The sequence below is a fragment of the Polaribacter sp. Asnod1-A03 genome (assembly GCF_045063585.1).
Lineage (GTDB): Bacteria > Bacteroidota > Bacteroidia > Flavobacteriales > Flavobacteriaceae > Polaribacter.
This window is the reverse complement of record NZ_JBEFOE010000009.1, coordinates 3632961-3657896: the sequence shown is the minus strand read 5'-3', so window position 1 is coordinate 3657896 and position 24936 is coordinate 3632961. Positions and strand designations below refer to the sequence as shown.

At 29.2% G+C, this 24936-nt stretch carries 19 protein-coding genes; 9 read left to right on the top strand and 10 right to left on the bottom strand.

Going from position 1 to position 24936, the window contains the following annotated elements; all coding sequences use genetic code 11:
* Positions 1–108 precede the first annotated feature (108 nt).
* Positions 109–396, bottom strand: a complete 288-nt coding sequence (locus ACJJVY_RS16415) for an EF-hand domain-containing protein (protein ID WP_405611385.1) — start codon at positions 394–396, stop codon at positions 109–111.
* Positions 397–603: 207 nt separating this feature from the next.
* Between ACJJVY_RS16415 and dusB the strand changes: the two genes are divergently transcribed.
* On the top strand, positions 604–1605 hold the full coding sequence (gene dusB / locus ACJJVY_RS16410; protein ID WP_405611382.1) for a tRNA dihydrouridine synthase DusB: 1002 nt from the start codon (positions 604–606) through the stop codon (positions 1603–1605).
* Between the two features lie 318 nt (positions 1606–1923).
* On the opposite strand, the gene ACJJVY_RS16405 is transcribed toward dusB, so the two are convergent.
* The 8 genes from ACJJVY_RS16405 to ACJJVY_RS16370 all read right to left on the bottom strand — a co-directional run bounded on the left by ACJJVY_RS16405 (position 1924) and on the right by ACJJVY_RS16370 (position 11995).
* Positions 1924–3126, bottom strand: coding sequence for an ABC transporter permease (locus ACJJVY_RS16405; protein ID WP_405611379.1), 1203 nt, complete (start codon positions 3124–3126; stop codon positions 1924–1926).
* Positions 3127–3141: 15 nt separating this feature from the next.
* Positions 3142–3537, bottom strand: coding sequence for a 30S ribosome-binding factor RbfA (rbfA, locus tag ACJJVY_RS16400; RefSeq protein WP_405611376.1), 396 nt, complete (start codon positions 3535–3537; stop codon positions 3142–3144).
* Between the two features lie 102 nt (positions 3538–3639).
* Positions 3640–3933, bottom strand: coding sequence for a FoF1 ATP synthase subunit delta/epsilon (locus ACJJVY_RS16395; protein ID WP_405611373.1), 294 nt, complete (start codon positions 3931–3933; stop codon positions 3640–3642).
* A 10-nt stretch (positions 3934–3943) separates the two neighbouring features.
* Positions 3944–5452 carry a F0F1 ATP synthase subunit beta gene (atpD, locus tag ACJJVY_RS16390; protein ID WP_405611370.1) on the bottom strand — a complete coding sequence of 503 codons (1509 nt, stop codon included), beginning with the start codon at positions 5450–5452 and terminating at the stop codon, positions 3944–3946.
* A 186-nt stretch (positions 5453–5638) separates the two neighbouring features.
* On the bottom strand, positions 5639–7021 hold the full coding sequence (locus ACJJVY_RS16385) for an OmpA family protein (RefSeq protein ID WP_405611367.1): 1383 nt from the start codon (positions 7019–7021) through the stop codon (positions 5639–5641).
* 197 nt (positions 7022–7218) lie between these two features.
* Positions 7219–10368 carry a UvrD-helicase domain-containing protein gene (locus ACJJVY_RS16380; protein WP_405611364.1) on the bottom strand — a complete coding sequence of 1050 codons (3150 nt, stop codon included), beginning with the start codon at positions 10366–10368 and terminating at the stop codon, positions 7219–7221.
* Positions 10369–10505: 137 nt separating this feature from the next.
* Entirely contained in the window at positions 10506–11342 is an 837-nt protein-coding gene (locus ACJJVY_RS16375; protein ID WP_405611361.1) for a ZIP family metal transporter, read from the bottom strand.
* A complete protein-coding gene (locus ACJJVY_RS16370; RefSeq protein WP_405611358.1) occupies positions 11339–11995 on the bottom strand; it encodes a metal-dependent transcriptional regulator in 657 nt (218 codons plus the stop codon). The genes ACJJVY_RS16375 and ACJJVY_RS16370 overlap by 4 nt, the downstream gene beginning before the upstream one ends.
* A gap of 101 nt (positions 11996–12096) precedes the next feature.
* Between ACJJVY_RS16370 and ACJJVY_RS16365 the strand changes: the two genes are divergently transcribed.
* A complete protein-coding gene (locus tag ACJJVY_RS16365; RefSeq protein WP_405611355.1) occupies positions 12097–14340 on the top strand; it encodes a TonB-dependent receptor in 2244 nt (747 codons plus the stop codon).
* Between the two features lie 9 nt (positions 14341–14349).
* Positions 14350–14841, top strand: coding sequence for a thioredoxin family protein (locus tag ACJJVY_RS16360; RefSeq protein ID WP_405611352.1), 492 nt, complete (start codon positions 14350–14352; stop codon positions 14839–14841).
* Here the strand turns inward: ACJJVY_RS16360 and ACJJVY_RS16355 are convergent.
* On the bottom strand, positions 14822–15427 hold the full coding sequence (locus tag ACJJVY_RS16355) for a hypothetical protein (RefSeq protein ID WP_405611349.1): 606 nt from the start codon (positions 15425–15427) through the stop codon (positions 14822–14824). The two genes, ACJJVY_RS16360 and ACJJVY_RS16355, sit on opposite strands and share 20 nt — an antisense overlap.
* A 116-nt stretch (positions 15428–15543) precedes the next feature.
* Between ACJJVY_RS16355 and mfd the strand changes: the two genes are divergently transcribed.
* The 6 genes from mfd to ACJJVY_RS16325 all read left to right on the top strand — a co-directional run bounded on the left by mfd (position 15544) and on the right by ACJJVY_RS16325 (position 24843).
* On the top strand, positions 15544–18873 hold the full coding sequence (gene mfd, locus ACJJVY_RS16350) for a transcription-repair coupling factor (protein ID WP_405611346.1): 3330 nt from the start codon (positions 15544–15546) through the stop codon (positions 18871–18873).
* Positions 18873–19730, top strand: a complete 858-nt coding sequence (locus tag ACJJVY_RS16345; RefSeq protein ID WP_405611343.1) for a DMT family transporter — start codon at positions 18873–18875, stop codon at positions 19728–19730. The genes mfd and ACJJVY_RS16345 overlap by 1 nt, the downstream gene beginning before the upstream one ends.
* Positions 19731–19971: 241 nt before the next feature.
* Positions 19972–22374: a TonB-dependent receptor domain-containing protein gene (locus ACJJVY_RS16340; RefSeq protein WP_405611340.1), complete on the top strand. Its 2403-nt coding sequence runs from the start codon at positions 19972–19974 to the stop codon at positions 22372–22374.
* Between the two features lie 25 nt (positions 22375–22399).
* A complete protein-coding gene (locus tag ACJJVY_RS16335) occupies positions 22400–23764 on the top strand; it encodes a hypothetical protein (protein WP_405611337.1) in 1365 nt (454 codons plus the stop codon).
* 133 nt (positions 23765–23897) lie between these two features.
* Positions 23898–24410 carry a hypothetical protein gene (locus ACJJVY_RS16330; RefSeq protein ID WP_405611334.1) on the top strand — a complete coding sequence of 171 codons (513 nt, stop codon included), beginning with the start codon at positions 23898–23900 and terminating at the stop codon, positions 24408–24410.
* Positions 24385–24843: an energy transducer TonB gene (locus tag ACJJVY_RS16325; protein ID WP_405611331.1), complete on the top strand. Its 459-nt coding sequence runs from the start codon at positions 24385–24387 to the stop codon at positions 24841–24843. Before ACJJVY_RS16330 ends, ACJJVY_RS16325 begins: the two co-directional genes overlap by 26 nt.
* Positions 24844–24936 lie beyond the last annotated feature (93 nt).

The window sequence follows — 24936 nt, the reverse complement described above, 5'->3', positions numbered from 1 at the left end:
CTAACTACTTTCAACTTACAAAGATATGCTATTTACAAACCTTGTCAAATAAAAAAAGTACAATGAATAAAACTCATTGTACTTTTAAAATAATTAATTCTTTTTTAATTATAGTTTTTTTTCTAATTCTAACTCTAATTCTGTAATAGCCACTTTAAACTCTTCCCAACTTATCGTCTCATCACTAGACTTATCGTACCCTTTTAATAATTCGTTAGCAATAAAACCACTTAGGAATCCATTTACTTCTGCGGATCTTAACAACTTTTTTATTTCTGTTTTTCTTAATCTACCATCCTTATCAGAATCAAAAAATTGAAATGCTTCTTCGGGGGAGTCAAACTGATTAGTAATTAAAATTCTAATTTTTCTTAAAACATTTTCTTTTGCACTCATTCTATTTCTTTAATTTTAGTTAATCTGTGCTTTAAGATAATAAATATTTTTGAATTTTTATTTATTTTTTAATCAAAGAAATTATTTATTCTCATTCTAGAATAAATCCGTTTAATTAATTATTAAATTGGTTATTTCTATTCCTAAAAAAGTTTAGTTTTTATCATCTTTATAAAAAACACTAAATTTGCAAAAAAAGACATCATTTTGATTAAAATAGGCAACATAGAATTACCAGATTTTCCATTATTATTAGCTCCAATGGAAGACGTTTCTGATCCTCCGTTTAGAGCTTTGTGTAAAGAAAATGGTGCAGATGTTGTATATACAGAATTTATTTCTTCTGAAGGATTAATTAGAGATGCTGCAAAAAGCGTCATGAAATTAGACATCTACGAAAAAGAACGCCCTGTGGGAATTCAAATTTTTGGCGCTAATTTAGAATCGATGTTAAAAACGGTTGAAATTGTAGAAAAATCGAAACCAGATATTATTGATATCAATTTTGGTTGTCCTGTAAAAAAAGTGGTTTCAAAAGGAGCTGGAGCTGGAATTTTAAAAGATATAGACTTAATGGTTTCTCTTACAGAAGCTATGGTAAAACATACTAATTTACCGGTAACCGTTAAAACTCGTTTAGGTTGGGATCATGATTCTATAAGAATTGTTGAAGTTGCAGAACGTTTACAAGATGTTGGTTGTGCAGCAATTTCTATTCATGGTAGAACTCGTGCACAAATGTATAAAGGTGATGCAGATTGGAAACCTATTGCCGATGTTAAAAATAACCAAAGAATGCACATTCCTGTTTTTGGAAACGGAGATGTAACATCACCAGAAAAAGCAATGGAAATGAGAGATTCTTACGGTTTAGATGGCTGTATGATTGGTAGAGCTGCTATTGGTTATCCTTGGTTTTTTAATGAAGTTAAACATTATTTTGAAACTGGAAAATATTTAGCAAAACCAACAATTGCAGAAAGAACTCAAGTTGCAAGAAGACATTTACAAATGTCTATTGATTGGAAAGGGCCTGTTTTAGGTGTTTTTGAAACAAGAAGACATTATACCAATTACTTTAAAGGAATTCCGCATTTTAAAGAATATAGAATGAAAATGGTTACTTCTGATGATGCAAAAGATGTTTTTAATGTTTTTGATGAAGTAGAAGCTAAATTTGGAAACACAATTATTCCTGAGTATAAATAGGTTCTTTTATTTTCAAGGAGTTTATAACCTGTATTACATCAACTAAATATTTTTCAAAATTATCATCGGAGGCAAAATAATAAAAATTTTGATGTTATAAATATGGAAACCTATTTTCTGGAATTTCAATTGAAAAATGATTATTAAAATTATTTACAACTGATATTTCTATTTCTTCAAATTGTTTTAATCTAGGTTTTGTTTTTGATGAAGCACACTAAAAACACAAACTGTCAATAGTTAATATGTATATTTTTTCATTAACTAATTAACTCCAATTTAAACACATCAAAACCAATCAATTAAACACAAACAATTCTACTTTTCTATAAATTCTTTAGAAATTCTGCTACTTGCTATTTTTGATGCTATAAAGCCTAAAAATGTTATGGTAAAGATTACAATAAGTAAATTAGAAAATCTAAATTCTACAGGATAAGGTAAGTTTTGAGTAATCATAAATAAACCAAACTCTTTTTGTACAAAGACTAAAACACATCCTAAAGTTAAACCAAGTAACATTCCTAAAAAAGTTAATAAAAACCCTTGTATTTCGAATGTTTTTTTAACTTCCTTAATCGTTGCTCCAATACTTAATAATGTTTTTAGGTTTGATTTTTTATCAATAATCATCATTATAATCGCTCCGATAACATTAAACAAAGCAATGATAACAATCAATGTAAAAATTAAATATGAAACTATATTTTCTGTATTAATAACTTTATAAAATACTTCGTTTAATTGTTCTTTGGTTTGCACTTTAAAAGTATCACCTAACTCTTTTTGAAGTTCTTCTGCAAACAAATCTACCTCTGTATCTTTTTCTAATTTTAGTTCAATACTTGTAATCTGATTTTCTTTGAATTTTAATAGTTTTCTGGCATCATCAAATGAAACAAATACAAACTTATTTTCAAACTCTTCAGTACCGGAATACAAACCAACAATTTGAACATCTAATTTATAAAAAGCATTATTAGGGTTGATAAAACCTGTACCTGGTTTAGGAACCAAAATGGATAATGGAGCTCCAAAATTTAAAACTCCTAAAGATAATTTTCGTGATATTCCATTACCAACCACAGCTGTATTAGAATATTCTTCATTTATCCAATTACCTACAGATAAAATAGAATCTACATGTGTAATTGAAGTATAGTTTTCTTCTACACCTTTTAAATAAGCTATTTCGTTCTTATCATTGTATTCTAGAAAAACACGTTCTTCTATAACTTTAGAGAATACTTTTATAGAAGTATTATTTTCTAGTATTTGATAAAGATCTTCATCAAATAAAAATGATTTCCCTTTTATTGAAGATATTTTTATATCAGGATCAGAATTTTCTAATAAGCTATAACTAAAAGTTCTTAACCCCGAAAAACCTGATAAAATGATAAATAATGCTAAAGAGCCTACAATTACACCAAAAGATGCAATTATTGTAATAATGTTTATCGCATTATTACTTGTTTTAGAAAATAAGTATCTTTTTGCTATGTAGAAAGGAAAATTCAAATAATGCCTTTGAATTTATTTTTTTTGACGTCTCGGTAAAACCTCCGGATTCATGATTGGGTTTTCATCTTCTCCTTTTAAAGACTTGTCAATTTCTTCGATATAATCTAAAGTATCGTCTCCGTAAAATAGTAATTCTGGCATTCTACGTAATTGATTTTTAGTTCTAGCAGCCATTTCATGACGAATTAAAACCGTGTTAGATTGTACTCCTTTTATCAATTCCTCTCTTTTATCTGATGGAAAAACACTTAAGTATACTTTAGCAACACCCAAATCTGAAGTTACATGAACTTTAGAAACAGATATAATAACTCCTTTCATTCCATCTTGTGCTGCCTTTTGCAGTACATCTACCAAATCTTTTTGTAAAACACCTGCTATTTTACGCTGTCTATTAGTTTCTTCCATAATGCAAATTTACAATTTTTAAATAATAGTCTTTTTATAAAAAAGAAAAACCTCAAAGTAATTAAATATACTTTGAGGTTTTATATAATTTATTTTGATAATTTAATCTGCTAAAATGATTACTTTATTATCATTTGATTCTAATGTACCAGAATTAATTTTTAATGTTAAAATTTTATCGTCAGATACATCTGGCACTAATTTACCATTTAAATCATCTAAATCCATATTAGTTTGAGAATGAATATGAACTTTTATTGTTCCTTCCTTTAAATTAGAAACAACAGGTGCGTGATTGTTTAGCATTTGAAACTCTCCATTAACACCAGGAACTGATAAAGTATCAATTTCTGATGAAAATAATATCGCTTCTGGTGATACAATTTCTAAATACATATTTTTATTATTAAGCTTCTGCTAACATTTTTTCTCCTGCATCAATTGCGTCTTGAATTGACCCTCTTAAGTTAAATGCAGCTTCTGGGTATTTATCTAACTCACCATCTATAATCATATTAAATCCTTTAATAGTGTCTTTAATATCAACTAATACTCCTGGTATACCTGTAAATTGTTCTGCAACGTGGAAAGGTTGAGATAAGAAACGTTGTACACGTCTAGCTCTATGAACTACTAATTTATCTTCTTCAGATAATTCTTCCATCCCTAAAATAGCAATAATATCTTGTAACTCTTTATAACGTTGTAAAATTTCTTTTACCGCTGTTGCTGTGTTATAGTGCTCATCACCCAAAATTTCTGCTGATAAAATTCTTGAAGTAGAATCTAAAGGATCTACTGCAGGATAAATACCTAACTCTGCAATTTTACGAGATAATACTGTTGTTGCATCTAAGTGAGCAAAAGTTGTTGCTGGTGCCGGATCTGTTAAATCATCCGCAGGTACATAAACTGCTTGAACAGATGTAATAGAACCTTTTTTAGTTGATGTAATACGTTCTTGCATTGCACCCATTTCTGTTGCTAATGTTGGTTGGTAACCTACCGCAGATGGCATACGTCCTAAAAGTGCTGACACCTCTGAACCTGCTTGAGTAAAACGGAAGATATTATCAACAAAGAAAAGTACATCTTTACCTTGAGAGTCTCCTGCTCCATCTCTAAAATACTCTGCAATTGTTAAACCAGATAATGCAACACGTGCACGTGCTCCAGGTGGCTCATTCATTTGTCCAAAAACGAAAGTCGCTTTTGAATCTCTCATTCCAGGTTTATCAACTTTAGATAAATCCCATCCTCCTTCTTCCATAGAATGCATAAAATCATCACCATATTTGATAATTCCAGATTCTAACATCTCACGTAATAAATCATTTCCTTCACGAGTTCTTTCTCCAACTCCTGCAAAAACTGATAAACCACCATGTCCTTTTGCGATATTATTAATTAATTCTTGAATTAATACAGTTTTACCTACTCCGGCTCCACCAAATAATCCAATTTTACCACCTTTTGCGTATGGCTCAATTAAATCAATTACTTTAATTCCTGTAAATAATACTTCAGTAGAAACAGACAAGTCTTCAAATTTAGGTGCAGAACGGTGGATAGGCAATCCTTCTTCACCAACTTTGCTTAAATTCCCTAAACCATCAATAGCATCTCCAGTTACGTTAAATAAACGTCCATAAATATCATTTCCTATTGGCATTTGTATTGGAGTTCCTGTAGCAACTACTTCTGTACCTCTACTTAACCCATCTGTAGCATCCATAGAAATGGTTCTTACAGTATCCTCACCAATATGTTGTTGTACTTCTAATACTAAAATTGAACCATCAGCTTTTGTAATTTCTAAAGAATCGTAGATCTTAGGAAGCTCATTCTCAGTATTGAATTCCACATCAATTACAGGACCAATAATTTGAGAAACTTTACCTTTTATTGTAGACATTGTGTATCTAATTAAAGTTATTATTAATATATGAGACTTCTCTCTCATTTTCAGAATGCAAAGGTACTTTTTTTGTTTTTAATTAAAAAGAACTTTTCTTGTTTTTAATTAAAAAAAGAAACAATAACAACAAAAAAACTCTGCTCAAATTGAGCAGAGTTTAATTTATAATTAAGTAAGTAATTACTATTTATCAGTTAACTTAATAACTACCCTTCTATTTAACTTTCTACCTGCTCTTGTATTATTAGTTGCTACAGGCTCTTTTTCTCCGTAACCTTTAGTTTCTAATCTATCAGCAGCAAATCCTTTTTTAACTAAGTAAGCTTTTACAGACTCAGTTCTTCTTTCAGACAAGTATAAGTTATAAGCATCACTTGCTCTACTATCTGTATGACCTTCAATTACAAAAATTACATTTTTAGTAGGTGTAATTAAATCGTAAACTACATCTAAAATCTCAGCAGATTCTTTAGAGATGTTAGCTCTATCTGTTGCAAATAAAACATTATTTTTAGCTAAAGCTTCTCTTAATTCTTTATAATCTTCTGGACATCCATTATTACCTGCTAAACCAGCAACTTCTGGACAGTTATCATCTTTATCTACAATTCCGTCTCCATCTGTATCAGGACATCCTTTATTTGCTTTTGTTCCTTTAGCATCAGGACATGCATCATCTTTATCTACAACACCATCTCCATCTCTATCTGGACAACCATTATTTGCTTTTGTTCCTTTTTCGTTAGGACAAGCATCATCTTTATCTGCAATTCCATCTCCGTCTGCATCAGGACAACCATTCATGATTGCTAAACCAGGAACTTCTGGACAAGCATCTTCTGAATCAATTACTCCATCTCCATCTGAATCTGGACATCCATTAAATTCTGCTAAACCAGGAATTTCTGGACATGCATCGTATTTATCATAAACACCATCTCCGTCTGTATCATTTCCTCCAAATTTAACAACTAAACTTACAGAATGCTTAAATACATCAAAACCACTATTTTTAAAGTTATGAGCATAACCAGTTTGAAAGTTTAAACCTAAGTTATCATTAAACCAAGTATTAAAACCTAAGTTACCCATGTACATAAAATCAGAATCACCACTTAAAGAGTTTCTAAAAGCTGGTTGCTCATGATCAAGATCTTGATAACCTACACCCGCAGAAACATAAGGGTCAAACCAACCTGTTTCTCCAAATAAATAATTTAAATCATATTTAGCTAAAGCATCTATTGCAAAAAACAATGCATCAGCATCATCCTTTACTTCAACAGTATTTAATTTGTTAATAGCACCTGCAAGTTGCACACCAAAACCATTACTTAAGTATCTATCTACAGTAATTCTAGAAATAGAAGGCAAAGTATTACCACCCCATTCAGAAGTATTAAAATAGTCATCCATAATGTCTCCAAAGCCTTTCTCATAAACCCTAACATCTACAGTATTTATACCAAAACCTACTACCCAAGGGTTATTCTTATCTTGCGCGCTTACATTACTAACTGTTACCAACATAAACAAAGCTACTATAGCTAATTTTAATTGTCTCATTATCAAGTTTTTAAATTAAAAGTCATTTTATTTAATACGCAAAAGTAACCCCTTAAAACGTATCTACAAAGACAAATCTACAAAATATTAGAAAAAAAACAATAAACCAACGAGACAAAAAACTTTTAAATTAGTGATTAAAGTAGACGTTAACCATCAAATATTTTTTTATCTCCATACCATCCAAATATTTAACATCAAACTTTAACAATAGTTATATTTTCATTCACATAAATCAATATTTTTTCAAAAACATTTAAACCAATAGAATTTAAAACCCTTTCGTATTTTAATAATTGTTGATGATACTCCTTTGATTGAGAACCTGTTTTATAATCGATTATTGTAACCTCTTTATCATTTGTAAAAACCAACCTATCTGGAATCATTATTTGATTATCTACATCAACAATTTCTCTTTCATTAAAAACAACGACATTCTCTGAAAAATATTCTATCAATTCTGGATGATTAACTACTTCTAAAATACTGTTTTTAATTACTATTAATTGCTCTTCACTTAAAACCCCCTGCTGATAATATTGAGAAAGAACTCCTTCTACATCTTTAACCGTAATAATCTTAGCCAGAATCTCATGAAAAAGATTACCAAAATCTATTGCTTCTCCTTGTTCTGTATTCCACAACTTAGAAGAACTTGCCAATAGATTTATATTATGTTCTCTCCATTGTGTAGAAATAAACTTATCATGAATTTCTGTAATAGAATTGTCTTCCTTTTTCTTACTTACTCTATTTTCTTCACCAAAAGTGTATTCTAAAACTTCATCTTTCCATAAGTTTTTTTGTTTTAGATAATTGATAAAAACTCCCGAATAATATTTTAAGTCTTCTTCTTTATTTTTACCAACTAATTTCTTATCCGTAATTACATGTAATTGCTCAACAGCTCTTGTTAAGGCAACATATAGTAAATTAAAATTATCTAACTCTAACTCTTCTCTTTGTTGATCATAAATCTGTAAACCTCTTTCATTTACCAAACTTAGACTTTTACTATAACTAACTAATAACTCATTAAAACCACTATAAGAATCTGGCAATTGATTCAACCAAGATTTTGGATTTATTTGCCCATAGATATCTACATCGCAAGGAAAAATTACGACAGGAAATTCTAATCCTTTAGATTTATGAATCGTCATAACCTGAACCGAATTTGAACTTTCTGGCGCAACAATACTCAGTTTATCTTTTTTAAGTTCCCAGAACTCTAAAAAATCTATCATATCTACACCTTTTCTTTGTTGCTCTAAAACAACATCTAAAAAAAACTGTACATAAGCATCCGAAGAATTCACGAGATTAAACTCTCTTATGATGTATTCTATCTTTTCATAAAAAGGTAAAAGGTAAAATGCCAAAACATCAAACGAAACTTCATACTTTTTTAAGTATTCTAAAATTGTTTGAATATTAGATTTTGCCAATTCATTAAAAAAATTGTGTCTAGAATCTTCTACTTTTAAATGCTCGTATAAAAAATATAATATTTCAAAACGTGATTCTTCATCACTTGGATTTTGTAAAACATACAAAACATTTACAATAAACGTAACTTTAGCATTGTTTTGTAACAATAAAGTTTCTGATGAAACAATATTAATTCCTTTATCGGATAAATAATTTGCAACTGCAATTCCGTCTGATCGTTTTCTTGTTAAAACACAAATTTCATTAAGAGAAAAATCTTCCTTTAAGTGATTAATTTTTTCTAATACCTTTTTAGGGTATCTTAACTTTTTCTCTTCTTCATCTTTTTCTTCTTCTAAAAATGACAGTGAAACAAAACCTCCTTTTTTACTATTCTCTAACTGTTTATTGCCTTCTATAAAAATATTTTTATAAGATTCATTCTGAAGAAAATTAGCAGTATGCTGAAAAAAAGAATTATTAAAATTGATGACTTCTGAATAACTTCTAAAATTTGTTTCTAAATTTTTTATTTCTTTCTCAATATGAAAAGGATTTTCTAAATCAGAACCTAATTGAATAAACTGTTCTGCTTTTCCTCCACGCCATCTGTAAATTGCTTGTTTTCCATCTCCAACTAACAACAAATCACTATTTTCTTGAGCTAAAGCATTATCTATTAACGGAATTAAATTTTGCCATTGTAAGACAGAAGTATCTTGCATTTCATCGATAAAATAATGTTGAAAACGTTGACCAATTCTCTCATATATGAAAGGTGCTGGTTGATCTTTTATATTATCGGAAATCAATTGATTAAACTCTGCATTTAACCGAATATTATTATCTTCCTTTATATTCTCTAATTCTGTATTTATATTATTTAAAACCGCAAGAGGAATAATACTTTTTAAAGCAATTTTATTTAAAACATATAAAGAATATTTAGTATCAAATAGTTGTTTTGATTGATAATAATAAGCATGGAATTGATCTTTTAAATCATCAATTATATCTTTAGACTGAGGTGATGTTTTACCCGCATATAAGTTTTTAGAATTTTCTATATTGTTAAACAATCTTCCTTCAAACTTTATATCTCCGTTTTTTAAAAATCGTAAATCAATAAATCTCTGAAAATGCTTGGGATAATCTCCATAACTAAAATCAGTTACTAAAAGACCGTTATTTTTGATAAAAGTTAAAACTTCATTCCCTAAGTCTTTATATTCTCTTTCAATTTCGGTATTTATTTTTTGGAGTTTCGCTTTTAATCCAAAAAAATCTTCTAATTTTTTTTCTGATAAGCTTCTAAAATGTTTTACGTCATCTTCATTCAACAGAATTTTTGCAAATTCATTTAAATCTCTAGAAATATCCCAAGATTTATCATCATCAGTTTTTTCTAAAGAATAATCAATTAAAAGATTGGTTAATTTTTTATCGGTTCCTATTTTAGAAATCAAAACATCTACCGCTTCATTTAAAAGTGAAACAGCATCCATTTCTACTTCAAAATTTAACGACAAACCTAAATCAAAAGCAAAACTTTTAATTATTTTATGCGTAAAACTATCAATAGTTGTAATTGAAAAAGCTGAATAATTTTGTAAAACTGCATCTAAAATCTTTTTACTCCTTAATTGTATTGTAGCTTTATCAACACTTACTTCTTTGATAATAATTTTAAATAAATCGTTCTCCTTTCCATTTGCAAAATCTTCTAAATTCTCTAATACTCGCTCTTTCATTTCACCAGCTGCTTTGTTGGTAAATGTTATCGCTAATATTTTTTGAAAGGAAAAAATATCTTCTGACTCTAATAAAACTTTTAGATATTCTTTTACAAGTGTAAATGTTTTTCCGCTACCTGCAGAAGCATTATAAACTTGAAATGTAGATGGTTGTTGCACAATTTTATTTTAGTGCAAATTAAGGTTTTTACCATCATAAGACAAGATGATAATATTAGATTTTATTAAAAAGAAAATCGATAACAACTTAGAGTTTCTAACTTGTTATCGATTATTATTTTATTGTCATATAAATTTTATCCTAAACCAACATCAAGAGACATCATCACTATAAAACCACCTATAAAGCCTAGTGTGGCAATATCTGTATAATTATCTCTTTGTGTTTCTGGCACTACTTCTTCAATTACTACAAAAATCATTGCACCTGCAGCAAATGCTAAAGCATAAGGTAAAATTGGCGTAAAAAATGAAACCGCTAAAGCTCCTAAAACTGCAGCAATTGGTTCTACAATTGCAGATAATTGTCCATACCAAAAACTTTTAATTCTACTTACCCCTTGTCTTCTCAACGGCATTGCAACAGCAAATCCTTCTGGGAAATTCTGAATACCAATACCTATTGCCAATGAAATAGCTGCAATTATCATTTCTGTTTGCTCTACACCAACTAAAGTTGATGCTGCTCCAAAAAGAACTCCAACCGCCAAACCCTCTGGAATGTTATGTAACGTTATCGCTAAAACCAGTAAGATTGTTTTATGCCAATCTGTTTTTACACCTTCAGCTTCACTTTCATTAAAATTAAGGTGCAGGTGCGGTAAAATTTTATCCATTCCGAAAAGAGATAATGCTCCCAATGCAAAACCAATAACAGAAGGTAACACTTTCTTAAAACCTTCTCCTGGGCTATTTTCTATTGCTGGCGCTAATAAACTCCAAAAACTTGCAGCAACCATTACACCACCAGTAAAACCCAACATTCCATCTAAAACGGCTCTATTCATTTTCTTAAAAAAGAAAACTAATGCAGCTCCTAAAGCCGTTAATCCCCATGTAAAAAGAGATGCATATAATGCCGCTAAAATTGGATGTTCTTTTCCAAATACAACTAACTGATCAAAAGTGCTCATGATTTTTTTATGTATAAATTGTTTGCTATTTTATTTGAGATAGACATTTTTTTATCATTAATAATTATTGATAAAGAATCATCAAACTCTTCTTTTTCTAATACCGTAATCTGTTTACCTAAAGTAATTCCTTTTTTATCTAAAAATTGTAAAAACTCTGAAGAAGAATCATCTACACCAATGCAAATACCTTTTTCATTTTTTGATAAAGTTGATAATAAACTCTTTTCTACAATTTTTAACTCTCCTTCCTTGTCCGGAATTGGATCTCCGTGTGGGTCATGTGTAGGGAAACCCAGAAAAGCATCTATTTGATCTACCAATTTTTCCGATTTTATGTGCTCTAATTGCTCAGCTACATCATGCACTTCATCCCAAGAAAAGTTTAGTTTATCAACTAAAAAAACCTCCCAAAGTCTGTGCTTCCTTACAATGCTTGCCGCAATTTTACTACCTAAATCCGTTAACTTTACTCCTTTATACTTCTTGTAAACCACGACTTCTTTTTCTGATAATTTTTTAATCATATCAGTTACAGAAGAAGCCTTTGTTTCTAATTTTTCTGCAATAGAATTTGTACTAATTCCCTTATTAGAAATTAAGCTTAAATGATAAATTGCTTTTAAATAATTTTCTTCTGATTGACTAAACATCTCTATAATTGAAGTGCAAATATATAAAATTTTGACTTAAGTAATTAAATTTTTAGTCTAGACTAAAAATATTTTTATATTTGCATAAAAATTATAATTACATGAAACTAAAATACTTTCTTTTATTAATAGCTTTTATCAGCTTAAGTTCTATTTTTTCACAAGAAAATTCTATTTCAGGTAAAATATCTAGCAATTCTAAAGCACTGCCTTTTGCTAATATTTATTTGAAAAAAACCAAAATTGGAGCTGCTTCTGATGAGAATGGCTTTTATCAACTAAAAAATATCCCTAATGGAAACTACACGCTGGTTATTAGTTCTGTAGGATACAAAACAAAATCAATTAGAATTTCTATTGATGAAAATCAAAATATAACAAAGAACTTTTCTTTACAAGAAGACAGTTCTTTGGATGAAATTGTTATTTCTGGTACTTTAAAACCAGTTACAAAGTCTAACAGTCCTGTTCCTGTAGAAGTATATAGCGAAACATTTTTTAAGAAAAACCCTACTCCATCAATTTTTGAATCTTTACAAAATGTAAACGGAGTTAGACCTCAATTAAATTGTAATGTTTGTAATACTGGAGACATTCATATAAATGGCCTAGAAGGACCTTATACTTTTGTTTTAATTGACGGAATGCCAATTGTTAGTGGACTTTCTACTGTTTATGGCTTAACCGGAATTCCGCAAGCTTTAATCGAAAGAGTAGAAGTTGTAAAAGGGCCTGCGTCTACTTTATATGGTTCTGAAGCCGTGGGAGGAATTATAAATATCATCACAAAAAAACCAACAAATTCACCTGCTCTAGCAACCGATGTTTTTGCAAGTTCTTGGGGAGAAGTAAATACTGATATTGGTTTACGTTATAAATTATCTGAAAAAGCACAGGGATTATTGGGTGTAAATTATTTTAATTATCAAAATAGAATAGATAATAACGCTGATGGATTTACAGATTTAACACTTCAAAATAGAATATCAATCTTTAATAAAGTAAATATAGAAAGAGAAAGTAATAAAGTATTTACAATTGCTGGTAGATATGTTTATGAAGATCGTTGGGGAGGAGAAATGGACTGGGAACGTGAATTTAGAGGAACAGATGTTATTTACGGAGAAAGCATTTATACAAATAGATGGGAAACTTTTGGAACATATCAATTACCAACATCAGAAAACATTAATTTTCAATTTAGTGCAAACGGACATTATCAAGATTCTTTTTACGGAACGGATGCTTATGATGCACAACAATTAATTGGTTTTGGGCAATTAGTTTACAACAAACAAATTAAAGAGGTTCATGATTTTACTCTAGGTTTCGCTTATAGGTATACTTATTATGATGATAATACTTTTGCAACTTTTGAAGAAGATGGAATTACAAACAAAGCTTCTATTACACATTTACCTGGAGTTTTTATTCAGGATGAAATCAGTTTAAACAAACAAAACAAATTACTTTTAGGAGCAAGATGGGATTACAATAGTTTACACGGAAATATTTTTTCTCCAAGAATAAATTACAAATGGAATTCCAAAGATAATTCTAATATTTTTAGATTGAGTGCTGGTAACGGGTTTAGAGTTGCCAATGTTTTTACAGAAGATCATGCCGCTTTAACTGGAGCAAGAGAAGTTGAGTTTGATGGAGAATTAGACCCAGAAATTTCTTGGAATGTAAATGCCAATTATGTGAAAAAAATAAATACAGAAAATGCTTTTATTACATTAGATGCAAGTGCTTTTTACACTTATTTTGATAATAGAATTTTACCAGATTACGAAACAGATTCTAATAAAATAATTTATGCTAATTTAGATGGATATTCTGTTTCTAAAGGAGTTTCTTTAAATACAGATATTACACTTACAAACGGAGTAGCTGTAAATTTTGGAGCAACTTTAATGGATGTATCCATAACTGAAGATGATATAAAAACTAGACAATTATTAACAGAAAGTTTTAGTGGAGTTTGGTCTATTTCTTATAAATTTGATAATCATTTTACAGTTGATTACACAGGAAATCTATACGGACCAATGAGATTACCTTTGTTAGGGGAAAATGATGTTAGAGATGAATATTCTCCTTGGTACAGTATACAGAACATACAACTAACTAAAAGATTTAATAATAATTGGGAAATCTATGGTGGTGTAAAAAACTTATTGAACTTTACTCCTCCAGCAAATAGTATTAATAGTGCAGATAATCCTTTTGATATTGGCGTTGATACAGAAGCAAATCCTGAATTGGCTTTTGACCCAAGTTACGTATACGCTTCTAACCAGGGGATTAGGGCTTTTTTAGGATTACGCTACACAATCTTTTAATTTAATTTCATGAGAAAATATATTGCTTTTATTATTTTATTTATTTGTTTTACAACTCAATCTCAAGAAGAAAAAGAAGAACTAAAAGTTTATTCTTTTAATGAAATTGAAAAATTAAATAAGCAAATCCCTAAACCAATAGTTGTTTTTATTCATACCGATTGGTGCAAATATTGTTTTGCTATGAAAAAAAATACATTTAACAATAACGAAGTAATAAAGGCTTTAAATGATAAATTTTATTTTGTATTTCTAAATGCAGAAAGTAAAAAAGATATCACTTTCTTAAATCATACTTTTAAATATAAACCAACAGGCAATAATACAGGAGTACATCAGTTAGCAAATGAATTAGCGGGTATAAAAAATAGAATTAGTTATCCTACAACAACTATTCTAAATTCTAAATTTGAAATAGACATACTCAAAAACGGTTATATAAACAGTAAAAAAATGCTATTTATATTAAAAAAATATAATACTACCTATTCCAACTTCTAGTACGACCTCCTTTATGTTTTGAAGTTGAGTTTAAGTTAAAACTATAAACTAAACCTAACATTCCTTGTATATGAGAATCCATAGAATCATACTTAGAATTAATATTCTTATACACTAATCTACTAGAAAGACCTACATTATTAGAAATCCAATAAGTACCTCCAACCAAAAAATTTAAACTAATAACATCTTGAGTATTTTCTATACTATTTGCCCCTTTAATATATCCGTAACCAACACCAATAAAAGGAGAAATATTTAAAAAAATAGTAGAAAAATCATATTTTAAAGAAATATCAAAAGAACCATATTCAAATGCATTATTGCTTCCTAAAGGGTTTGCTAATTCTGTAGTATAAACTAAATCTGCAACTAACCTATCTCCTAATCTTTTACTTAAAAAGAAGCTAGAAAACTGAGAGTTATACCTCTCTGAAAGTTTATTATTTTCATTAAACTCACCAAAATACTCTAAAGACATTCCTAAGCCAACAGACCAACTAGCATCTTTATTTTGTGCATTTACCCCATAAACCAACAACCAAACAATAGTACATAATACTACTTTAAACACTTTTTTTAACATTCTGCAATTTTATATTTATAAACTTTTTCGTGACAAATATATTAAGTTTATTATAAAATGAAGCTACTTCTTTTTTTTATCTTAAAAAAAAGTATTTTTGCTTAAAACATTTTAAATTGAGTAAGCAGAACATTGTAAATCAATATCAAAAATCTGCGAATGTTTCGCAGGCAATTACCCAGTTTCAACAAGACAAAAACCATCTTCAAATATCAAATTTGGTAGGATCTTCATTGTCTTTTGTTATTTCAGAAACTTTTAAAAAAGCAGACAAACCTTTTCTTTTAATTTTTAATGATAAAGAAGAAGCTGCTTATCATTTAAATGATTTAGAACAACTATTAGGCGAAAAAAATGTACTTTTTTATCCCGGTTCTTACCGAAGACCTTATCAAATAGAAGAAACAGATAATGCCAATGTTTTATTGCGATCAGAAGTTTTAAACCGAATTAATTCGCGTAAAAAACCAGCAGTAATTGTTACCTATCCAACTGCTTTATTTGAAAAAGTTGTTACCAAAAAAGAATTAGACAAAAGCACATTAAAAGTTGCTGTTGGTGAAAATTTATCTTTAGATTTTGTAAACGAAGTTTTATTTGAATACAAATTTAAACGCGTAGATTTTGTTACAGAACCTGGTGATTTTTCGGTTAGAGGTGGAATCATAGATGTTTTTTCTTTTTCTAATGATGAACCTTACAGAATCGAATTTTTTGGTGATGAAATTGATAGTATTAGAACTTTTGATGTAGAAACTCAATTATCGAAAGAGAAACTAAACAAAGTTTCTATAATGCCCAATGTAGAAAACAAAACGCTCGAAGAAAATAGAGAAAGTTTCTTAAAATACATTTCATCTAAAACAGTCATTTTTTATAAAAATATTGATTTAATCGTCGGTAATTTAGACAAGTTTTTTAACAAAGCTGAAGAAGCTTTTTTAGATTTATCTAAAGAAATAAAACATGCAAAACCGTCAGAATTATTTTGTGATGGCACTTTTATCAAAAATCAATTACAAGATTTTACATTAGTTAATTTTGGGAACCAGAAATCTAAAAACACTCTAATTGAATTCAACACCATTGCCCAACCTTCTTTTAATAAACAATTTAATTTATTAATTGATAATTTAGAAGAATACCATAAAGCAAAATTTACAAATTATATTTTTTGCGCCAACGAACAACAAGCAAAACGTTTTCATGATATTTTTGATGATGCAGAACAAGAAGTACATTACGAAACTGTTGTTTTTCCTTTATACAAAGGTTTTGTAGATGTAGACAATAAATTGGTTTGTTATACAGATCACGAAATTTTTGAACGCTATCATAAATTCCGATTAAAAAACGGTTATGCTAAAAAGCAAGCCATTACTTTACAAGAAATCAACAAATTAGAAATTGGCGATTATGTAACTCATATGGATCATGGAATTGGAAAATTTGGTGGTTTACAAAAAATTGATGTTCAGGGTAAAAAACAAGAAGCTATTAAACTAGTGTACGGAGAAAGAGATATTTTGTATGTAAGTATTCACTCGCTACATAAAATATCTAAATTCAATGGTAAAGATGGTAAAGCACCTAAAATTTACAAATTAGGTTCTGGCGCATGGAAAAAAGTAAAGCAAAAAACCAAAGCAAGAGTTAAACATATTGCATATAATTTAATTCAATTGTATGCCAAAAGAAAACTGCAAAAAGGTTTTGCATACGGACCAGACACACATATTCAGCATGAGCTAGAAGGTAGTTTTATGTACGAAGATACACCTGATCAATTTACAGCTACGCAAGATGTAAAATTAGACATGGAAAAAGAACAACCAATGGACAGATTGGTTTGTGGTGATGTTGGTTTTGGAAAAACAGAAGTTGCCGTAAGAGCTGCATTTAAAGCGGTAGATAACGGCAAACAAGTTGCCATTTTAGTACCAACCACTATTTTGGCTTTTCAACATTATCAAACATTTTCAGAAAGATTAAAAGATTTTCCTGTTAGAATCGATTATTTAAACCGTTTTAGAACTGCTAAACAAAAAACTGCTGCCATAGATGGTGTAAATGATGGTTCTGTAGATATTATAATTGGTACACATCAACTTACAAATAAACGTTTACAATTTAAAAATTTAGGTTTATTAATTATTGATGAAGAACAAAAATTTGGGGTTGCTGTAAAAGATAAGTTAAAAACTTTAAAAGAAAATGTAGATACATTAACTTTAACTGCAACGCCAATACCAAGAACCTTACAGTTTAGTTTAATGGCTGCAAGAGATTTATCCGTAATAAAAACACCTCCTCCAAACAGACATCCAATAGAAAGTAATGTCATCCGCTTTAGTGAAGAAACAATAAGAGATGCTGTTTCTTACGAAGTTTCTCGTGGCGGACAAGTTTTCTTTATTCATAACCGAATAGAAAATATCAAAGAAGTTGCTGGCTTAATACAAAGACTGGTTCCTTCTGCAAAAGTTAGTATTGGTCACGGTCAGATGGAAGGTAAAAAACTAGAAGAATTAATGTTTGGTTTTATGAACGGAGATTTTGATGTTTTGGTTTCTACTACAATTATAGAAAGTGGATTAGATGTACCAAATGCCAACACAATTTTTATCAATAATGCCAATAATTTTGGTTTGTCAGATTTACATCAAATGCGTGGTAGGGTTGGGCGTTCTAACAAAAAAGCCTTCTGTTATTTTATTACACCTCCTTATCATATGATGACAGATGATGCTAGAAAACGTATTGAAGCGTTGGTTTTATTTTCTGATTTAGGAAGCGGAATTAATATTGCCATGAAAGATTTAGAAATTCGTGGAGCAGGAGATTTATTAGGTGGCGAACAAAGTGGTTTTATCAATGATATTGGTTTTGATACCTATCAAAAAATATTACAAGAAGCTATTGAAGAATTGAAAGAAAATGAATTTAAAGAACTCTATCCTAACGACAATTCTAAACCAAAAGAATTTGTAAAAGAAGTGCAAATTGATACAGATTTTGAGATTCTTTTTCCGGACGATTATATCAATTCTATTACAGAAAGGTTATCTTTATACTCTAAATTAGGAGAGTTGACTAAAGAGAGTGAACTTGAAATTTTTGAGACTGAAATTATAGACAGATTTGGAGAATTTCCTACACAAGTAGAAGATTTATTAGACTCTGTTCGTATAAAATGGCTAGCAAAAGAACTTGGTTTAGAAAAAATTATTCTGAAACAAAAACGTATGATTGGTTATTTTGTTTCTGATCAACAAAGTGATTTTTATCAAACTGATGCTTTTTCAAGAATGTTAAAATATGTTCAGCAAAATAGCAAAAGTTGTGTAATGAAAGAGAAAGAAACAAAAAACGGTTTGCGCTTATTAATTACTTTTATTAAAATTGATTCTGTTAAAACTGCTTTAAATATTTTACAAAAAGTGTAATGGAAAATACACATACAAAAAATTTATCATTTTTACTTTTAGGAACTCTTTTTGTAAGTACTTCTGGTGTTTTAGGTAGATATATTGCGTTACCTGCAGAAGCCATAATTTTTTGTAGAGCATGTCTTGCATCTGTTTTTATTTATATTTTTTGTCGATTTAAAAAAATCGATTTAAAGATAAAGTCTAAAAAAGATTTTATCTCTTTTGTTATTAGTGGTTTTTTTATGGCAAGCCATTGGATTACTTATTTTATAGCTCTTAAACTATCTAATGTTGCACTAGGTATGTTGTCTATGTACACTTACCCTGTAATTACGGCTTTTCTAGAACCTTTATTTTCTAAACAAAAACTAAACCCCGTACATGTATTATTAGCTATTATAGTATTGATTGGTGTTTATATACTTGTACCTGATTTTTCTTTAGAAAACGATCAGTTAAAAGGAATTTTATTCGGAATTTTTTCTGCTTTCTGCTACTCAATTAGAAACCTTACTATCAAAAAACATGTAAAAGATTATAACGGAAGCATGTTAATGTTACACCAAATGTTAATAATAGCGGTCTTATTAATTCCTGTTTTGTTTTTTAGTAATTTTTCTAACCTTCAAAGTCAAATTCCACTTTTATTATTAGTAGCATTATTAACCACTTCTATTGGGCATACAATGATGGTAAATGCTTTAAAACATTTTTCCGTTGCTACCGCAAGCATTATTAGTAGTGTTCAACCAATATTCGGAATTATTATTGCCTACTTTTTTGTAAACGAAATTCCTTCTTTTAACACTTTTATTGGAGGTGCTTTAATTCTATCAACAGTTATCATAGAAAGTATCAGAAGTAAAAAGTAGCTTAATATTTCCTTTTTTATATAATTAAAAACGCTTTTTCTCTTTTTTTGGAATCAAAACACAACATATCACTATATAGAATAATTAAAAATAACGCCAATTTGTTTAATTATTATTAATTAGACTAATTATAAATTATTGTTAATTCATTAAAAAACTGTTAAAACAATAATTCATTAATTCTATTATACTTATTTAGATTAATTACAAATAAAGGTATATTTGTCAAAAAATAAAACACATGCCTTTTTTAAGAATATTTGTATTTTTCTTTTTATCATGCTCTGTTTTCGCTCAAACGGGAGACATCTATGGAAAAGTAAACCTTAATAATAATGAACCTGCTATAGATGTATTTGTAGTTATAAAAGGGGATAATTTTTACAAAGAAACGATTACCGATTTTGATGGAAAATTTTATATAAAATCGGTTCCTTATGGCAAACACACCATTCAATTCCACTCTTTAAACACAAAAAAGAAAGAGGTTAAATTACTTTTAAATGTAACAAAAAAAGAAGTAAACCTAACCTTAGGATTGATAAAAAATCAATTAAAAGAGGTACGTATTACTTCTAAAACAACCAAAACAAAAAAAGAAACACAAGGTTTTGTTGTAAATATTATAGAAACCAAAGAAGCTAGTATTAGAAACATACAAACTAATGAGTTGCTAAACACTACAGTTGGTGTAAAATTAAGACAAAATGGAGGTTTAGGTTCTAATGTAGAATATTCTTTAAATGGTTTATCTGGTAGATCTATCAGTATTTTTATTGATGGAATTCCAATTTCTGTATACGGATCATCTTTTAGCTTAAACAGTATTCCTCCTTCTATGATCGAGAATATTGAAGTCTACAAAGGTGTTGTTCCTGGTCATTTAGCCGATGATGCATTAGGTGGAGCTATTAATATTGTGATGAAAAAAGGAGTAAAAACAAATTTAAATGCTGCTGTTTCTTATGGTTCTTTCAACACTTTTCAAGCAAGCGTAAATGGATTATATCGATATAAAAACTCAGGATTTACAATTAAAACTTCGGGTTTCTATAACTATTCTGATAATGATTATAAAATTAGTGGAAAAACTATTGTTGATAAAGGTTTAGGAGGTGTACAAACACTTATTACAGCCAGAAGATTTAATGATGCTTACAGATCTATAGGTGGTATGCTACAATTAGGGTATACAGATGTAAAGTGGGCTGATCAATTTTTTATAGGCATTACTGGTTCTGATGATTACAAAGAAGTACAACACGGTGCTTTTGTAAACACAACACCTTATAAAGGTAGATTTTTAGAATCTGATGCTTTACTTACTAATTTAACCTACTTAAAAAAGGATTTTCTTGTTAAAGGTTTAGACATAAATGTAAATGGTTTGTATGGAAAAAGAGATCGTGTTGTAAATGATACAACTGCAATTGCTTATAGTTGGACAGGAGAAAGAGCTATTGATTACAAAGGTGATGAATTTGAGTATACATGGGGATCGCAAAGTGAAAACGGACCTACTTTACTAAATATTAAAAGAAATGTAGCCTCTATAAGATCGGGTATTTCTTACAAAATTAACAAACAACACAAAATATTACTAAACCATGTTTATAGTGGCGTGGATAGAGAAGACACTGATGAAATGATTTCTTTATTAGAAAACACGTTTCAACAAACAAGCGATTTATACAAAAACATTTTTTCTTTAAGTTATGAAATAAATGCTTTTAACAATAAACTTAAAGCTAATATTTTTGGTAAACATTACAGACAAAAAGTTTTAAACACATCACCTGAATGGAATGAAGCAGAAACCGAGATAATTGATGAAATATACCAAAGTAATAAAAATTATAACGGATACGGGCTAGCTACATCTTACTCTATTTTATCAAACTTAACAGTTTTAGCTTCTACAGAAAAAGCAGTAAGATTGCCAAGCGAAACAGAAGTTTTTGGAGATTTAGGAGATAATACCATTGCAAACCTAACAATAAAACCAGAAATTAGCCATAATTATAATTTAGGTTTTCGTTTTGGAAAATTTCACATTCAAAAACATGGCTTAGTTCTTTCTACAAATCTTTTTTCTAGAAACATAAAAAATTTAATAGGTTTTGATATAGATGGATGGGAAAATGATGAGCTGGTTCAATATTCAAATTTTGATCAGAAAAGTACTTCTAAAGGAATAGAAGCTCAGATAAATTATACTTACAATAATAATTTTGGGTTTAACTTTAACTTTTCACGTTTAAGTTTAAAGACAAGAAATACAGCAGGTATTACTGTAGATGTACCTAATACACCATTATTTACCATGAATACTTCTTTGCGTTATTCATTAAAAAACATCTTTCAAAAAAACACCCGTTTAAACCTATTTTATAACGCTTATTTTACAGATGAATTCTCTTATATAGTGCCACAAGGATCCAACACCATAGGTCAAGAAAAATTTTTAATACCTAAACAATTTATACAAGACTTTGGTCTTAGTTATACGTTTCCTAAGAAAAATTTTGTGCTAAGTTTTGATGCTAAAAACATTTTTGACAAAGCTGCTTACGATAATTTATCTGTACAAAAGCCAGGGCGTGCATTTTATCTGAAACTTAATTACTCAATAAATAAATTTTAATTCCATAACTTTTAAATACTAAAAAATGAAACAAACTATTCTAAATTATAAAGCATTAGCTTTAATACTAACATTTGGTTTATTAAATGCTTGTAGTGATGTTAATGATGACCCTATTGATCCAGACCCAACACCCGTAGCAGACACTAGATGGATAACTATTGCTGGTGCCAAAATGGGAGAAGAACCTGGAGATGGTAATGGTGGAACATTAATTTACGCTGTTACTAGTGAAGATGCTAAAGACCCAAGTGTTTCTATTGATCCTTTTGAAAATGGATTTGTTGCTCCATCAAACAGAACGGCAAGATTACAAGCTTCTGAAGATGGTAGTACTATCTTTAACATTAGTTATGCTGGAGATACTGGAGGAATCTACACAAAATATACTGTAGAAGGCGGACAAACTTTTACACAAACAGGTACAGAAGTTAGTATCTCAGAATATGTAGGTACAGCTCCTAGATGGATTAAATTATTTGACGGAGACCAAACAGGATCTGCAGTTTATGTTTCTACAGAACATGAAATTGATGATAACGAAACTCCTGACGATGCAACAGATGATACATACTTACGTACAGAAGCTACAATTGGTGTAGTAACTTTAGACTTAGAAAACTCATTAATCAATAATTTTCAAGAACATAGTGTACCTTTAAGTGATGAAGAAGAAGCTGCTGGTTATTATATTTCTAGAATTGATATGCCTACTTTAAATGAAGCAGGAGACAAATTATATATTGGTGCTCGTTTAAGTAAAGTAGATCCTACAACTGTAGAAAGCGACAGCGATTACGAAATTTTAGGATCTAAAACAATTGTATTAGATTATCCTTCTTTATTAAACCCAACAGTAATAACTTCTACTGTAGGACACGGAAACACTAATGGTTACCGAAGTATAAATGCTTTTGAATATAACGGAAGTGTTTACCAAGCAAACCAAAGTGACCCAGAAGGTTCTTACATTTTAAAAATTGATGCAGATAATGAATATGATAATTCTTACGAATTTAATTTAGATGCAGCTTTAGGTGTAACAGGAGCATATGTGTTAGCTTGGAGACCAGCTTCTAACGGAAAAGCAGTATTAGCTTACCGTCATGATGATTCTCAAGAAGGACTTGCAGGAAGAGGTGAAAGCTATTTTGCTTTGGTAGATTTAAATGCTAAAACTGCTACAAAAATTAATGAAATTCCTTATGATGTAGATATGGAAATGTTCCAATACCAAGGATTTGCAGTTGAAGGTACTGAGATTTACTTTACAGCTGCTTCTGTAGGACAAAATGGAAACATTTATGTAATAGACACAGAAACTGGTGAAGTTACAAAAGGTGCTGAGTTAGTAAATGCTACCGGAAGTCATTTTATTGGTGCTTGGTAAACCCAAAACACTCAATAAAAAAGAGGTACAAGAATTAATTCTTGTACCTCTTTTTTTTATTCATATAATCTGTTTTTTAACAAAGTTTTAACTTTGGCATCTGTTTTGATTTAGCTTTTGTAAATCCGATATTATGAACTCTAAATTTAAGATTACAATACCAAAACCTTGTCATGAAAACTGGAATGAAATGACACCAAAAGAGAAAGGAAGGTTTTGTAGTTCTTGCTCTAAAACAGTAATTGATTTTACAAAAAAATCCACCAAAGAAATTGCAGATTATTTAGTAAAAAATAAAGAAGAAAGAGTTTGTGGTCATTTTTATAAAAAACAATTAGATAGTATTACAATTGAAATTCCTCAAGTTACTTTTAACAAGGAATTATCTTTTCAAAAGCTATTTATTTTAGCTTTATTTTTTGTCATGGGAACGACACTTTTTAGTTGCCAATATTCTGATGGAAAAAAACAGAAAATTGAAAAAGTTATTGTTGTTGATACAATTGAAAAAATTAATAAAGAAATCGATTCTTTAAAAGAACCAATTGAAAAAGATACAACTCTTGTTTCTAACAAAAATATTGTACCTCCACCTTCAAGTACAACTGGAATTTCACTTTGTGATACTAATTCAAAAAAAAAATGAAATTATAGAAATTGTTACTATAGGAGAAATTGTTGAAGAACTGCAAACCGATGGAGAAATTGAGCTTATTGAAATTGAAGAAGAAGAAATTATAATGGGACTTATTATTGAAGAACCACCAAAATTTAAAGATTCTGAAGAAAATACTCGAAAAGATTTCTCTGAAAATATCAAAGAGTTTTTTGGAGAAAATTTTAACAGCAAACTTGTAGAGAAATTAGATTTAAAAGAAGGTAAATACAAAATTTATACTCAATTCAATATCAACAAAAAAGGATTTGTAACAGACATTAAAATTAGAACTCCTTATTCTATAATAGAAGAAGAAGTTCTAAAAATATTTAAAAAATTACCACAATTTACCCCTGGTAAACACGCAGGTAAAGTTGTAAAAACAAAGTATAATTTACCAATTACTTTTATAGTTGAATAACGTTTAAGAAAAGAATTCGTATACAAGCAAGTCTAGCCATGATTGAAATGACATCCTTTTTTGAGGAACTAAAAAAAGATATAATGGAAAGCA

Bases quoted from the DNA above. Each gene is read 5' to 3' on its own strand.
- ACJJVY_RS16385 (WP_405611367.1), bottom strand. From the start codon at position 7,021: ATGAGACAATTAAAATTAGCTATAGTAGCTTTGTTTATGTTGGTAACA.
- ACJJVY_RS16395 (WP_405611373.1), bottom strand. From the start codon at position 3,933: ATGTATTTAGAAATTGTATCACCAGAAGCGATATTATTTTCATCAGAA.
- ACJJVY_RS16340 (WP_405611340.1), top strand. From the start codon at position 19,972: ATGCCTTTTTTAAGAATATTTGTATTTTTCTTTTTATCATGCTCTGTT.
- ACJJVY_RS16345 (WP_405611343.1), top strand. From the start codon at position 18,873: ATGGAAAATACACATACAAAAAATTTATCATTTTTACTTTTAGGAACT.
- rbfA (WP_405611376.1), bottom strand. From the start codon at position 3,537: ATGGAAGAAACTAATAGACAGCGTAAAATAGCAGGTGTTTTACAAAAA.
- ACJJVY_RS16360 (WP_405611352.1), top strand. From the start codon at position 14,350: ATGAGAAAATATATTGCTTTTATTATTTTATTTATTTGTTTTACAACT.
- ACJJVY_RS16415 (WP_405611385.1), bottom strand. From the start codon at position 396: ATGAGTGCAAAAGAAAATGTTTTAAGAAAAATTAGAATTTTAATTACT.
- ACJJVY_RS16375 (WP_405611361.1), bottom strand. From the start codon at position 11,342: ATGAGCACTTTTGATCAGTTAGTTGTATTTGGAAAAGAACATCCAATT.
- ACJJVY_RS16365 (WP_405611355.1), top strand. From the start codon at position 12,097: ATGAAACTAAAATACTTTCTTTTATTAATAGCTTTTATCAGCTTAAGT.
- ACJJVY_RS16355 (WP_405611349.1), bottom strand. From the start codon at position 15,427: ATGTTAAAAAAAGTGTTTAAAGTAGTATTATGTACTATTGTTTGGTTG.
- ACJJVY_RS16335 (WP_405611337.1), top strand. From the start codon at position 22,400: ATGAAACAAACTATTCTAAATTATAAAGCATTAGCTTTAATACTAACA.
- ACJJVY_RS16330 (WP_405611334.1), top strand. From the start codon at position 23,898: ATGAACTCTAAATTTAAGATTACAATACCAAAACCTTGTCATGAAAAC.
- ACJJVY_RS16370 (WP_405611358.1), bottom strand. From the start codon at position 11,995: ATGTTTAGTCAATCAGAAGAAAATTATTTAAAAGCAATTTATCATTTA.
- atpD (WP_405611370.1), bottom strand. From the start codon at position 5,452: ATGTCTACAATAAAAGGTAAAGTTTCTCAAATTATTGGTCCTGTAATT.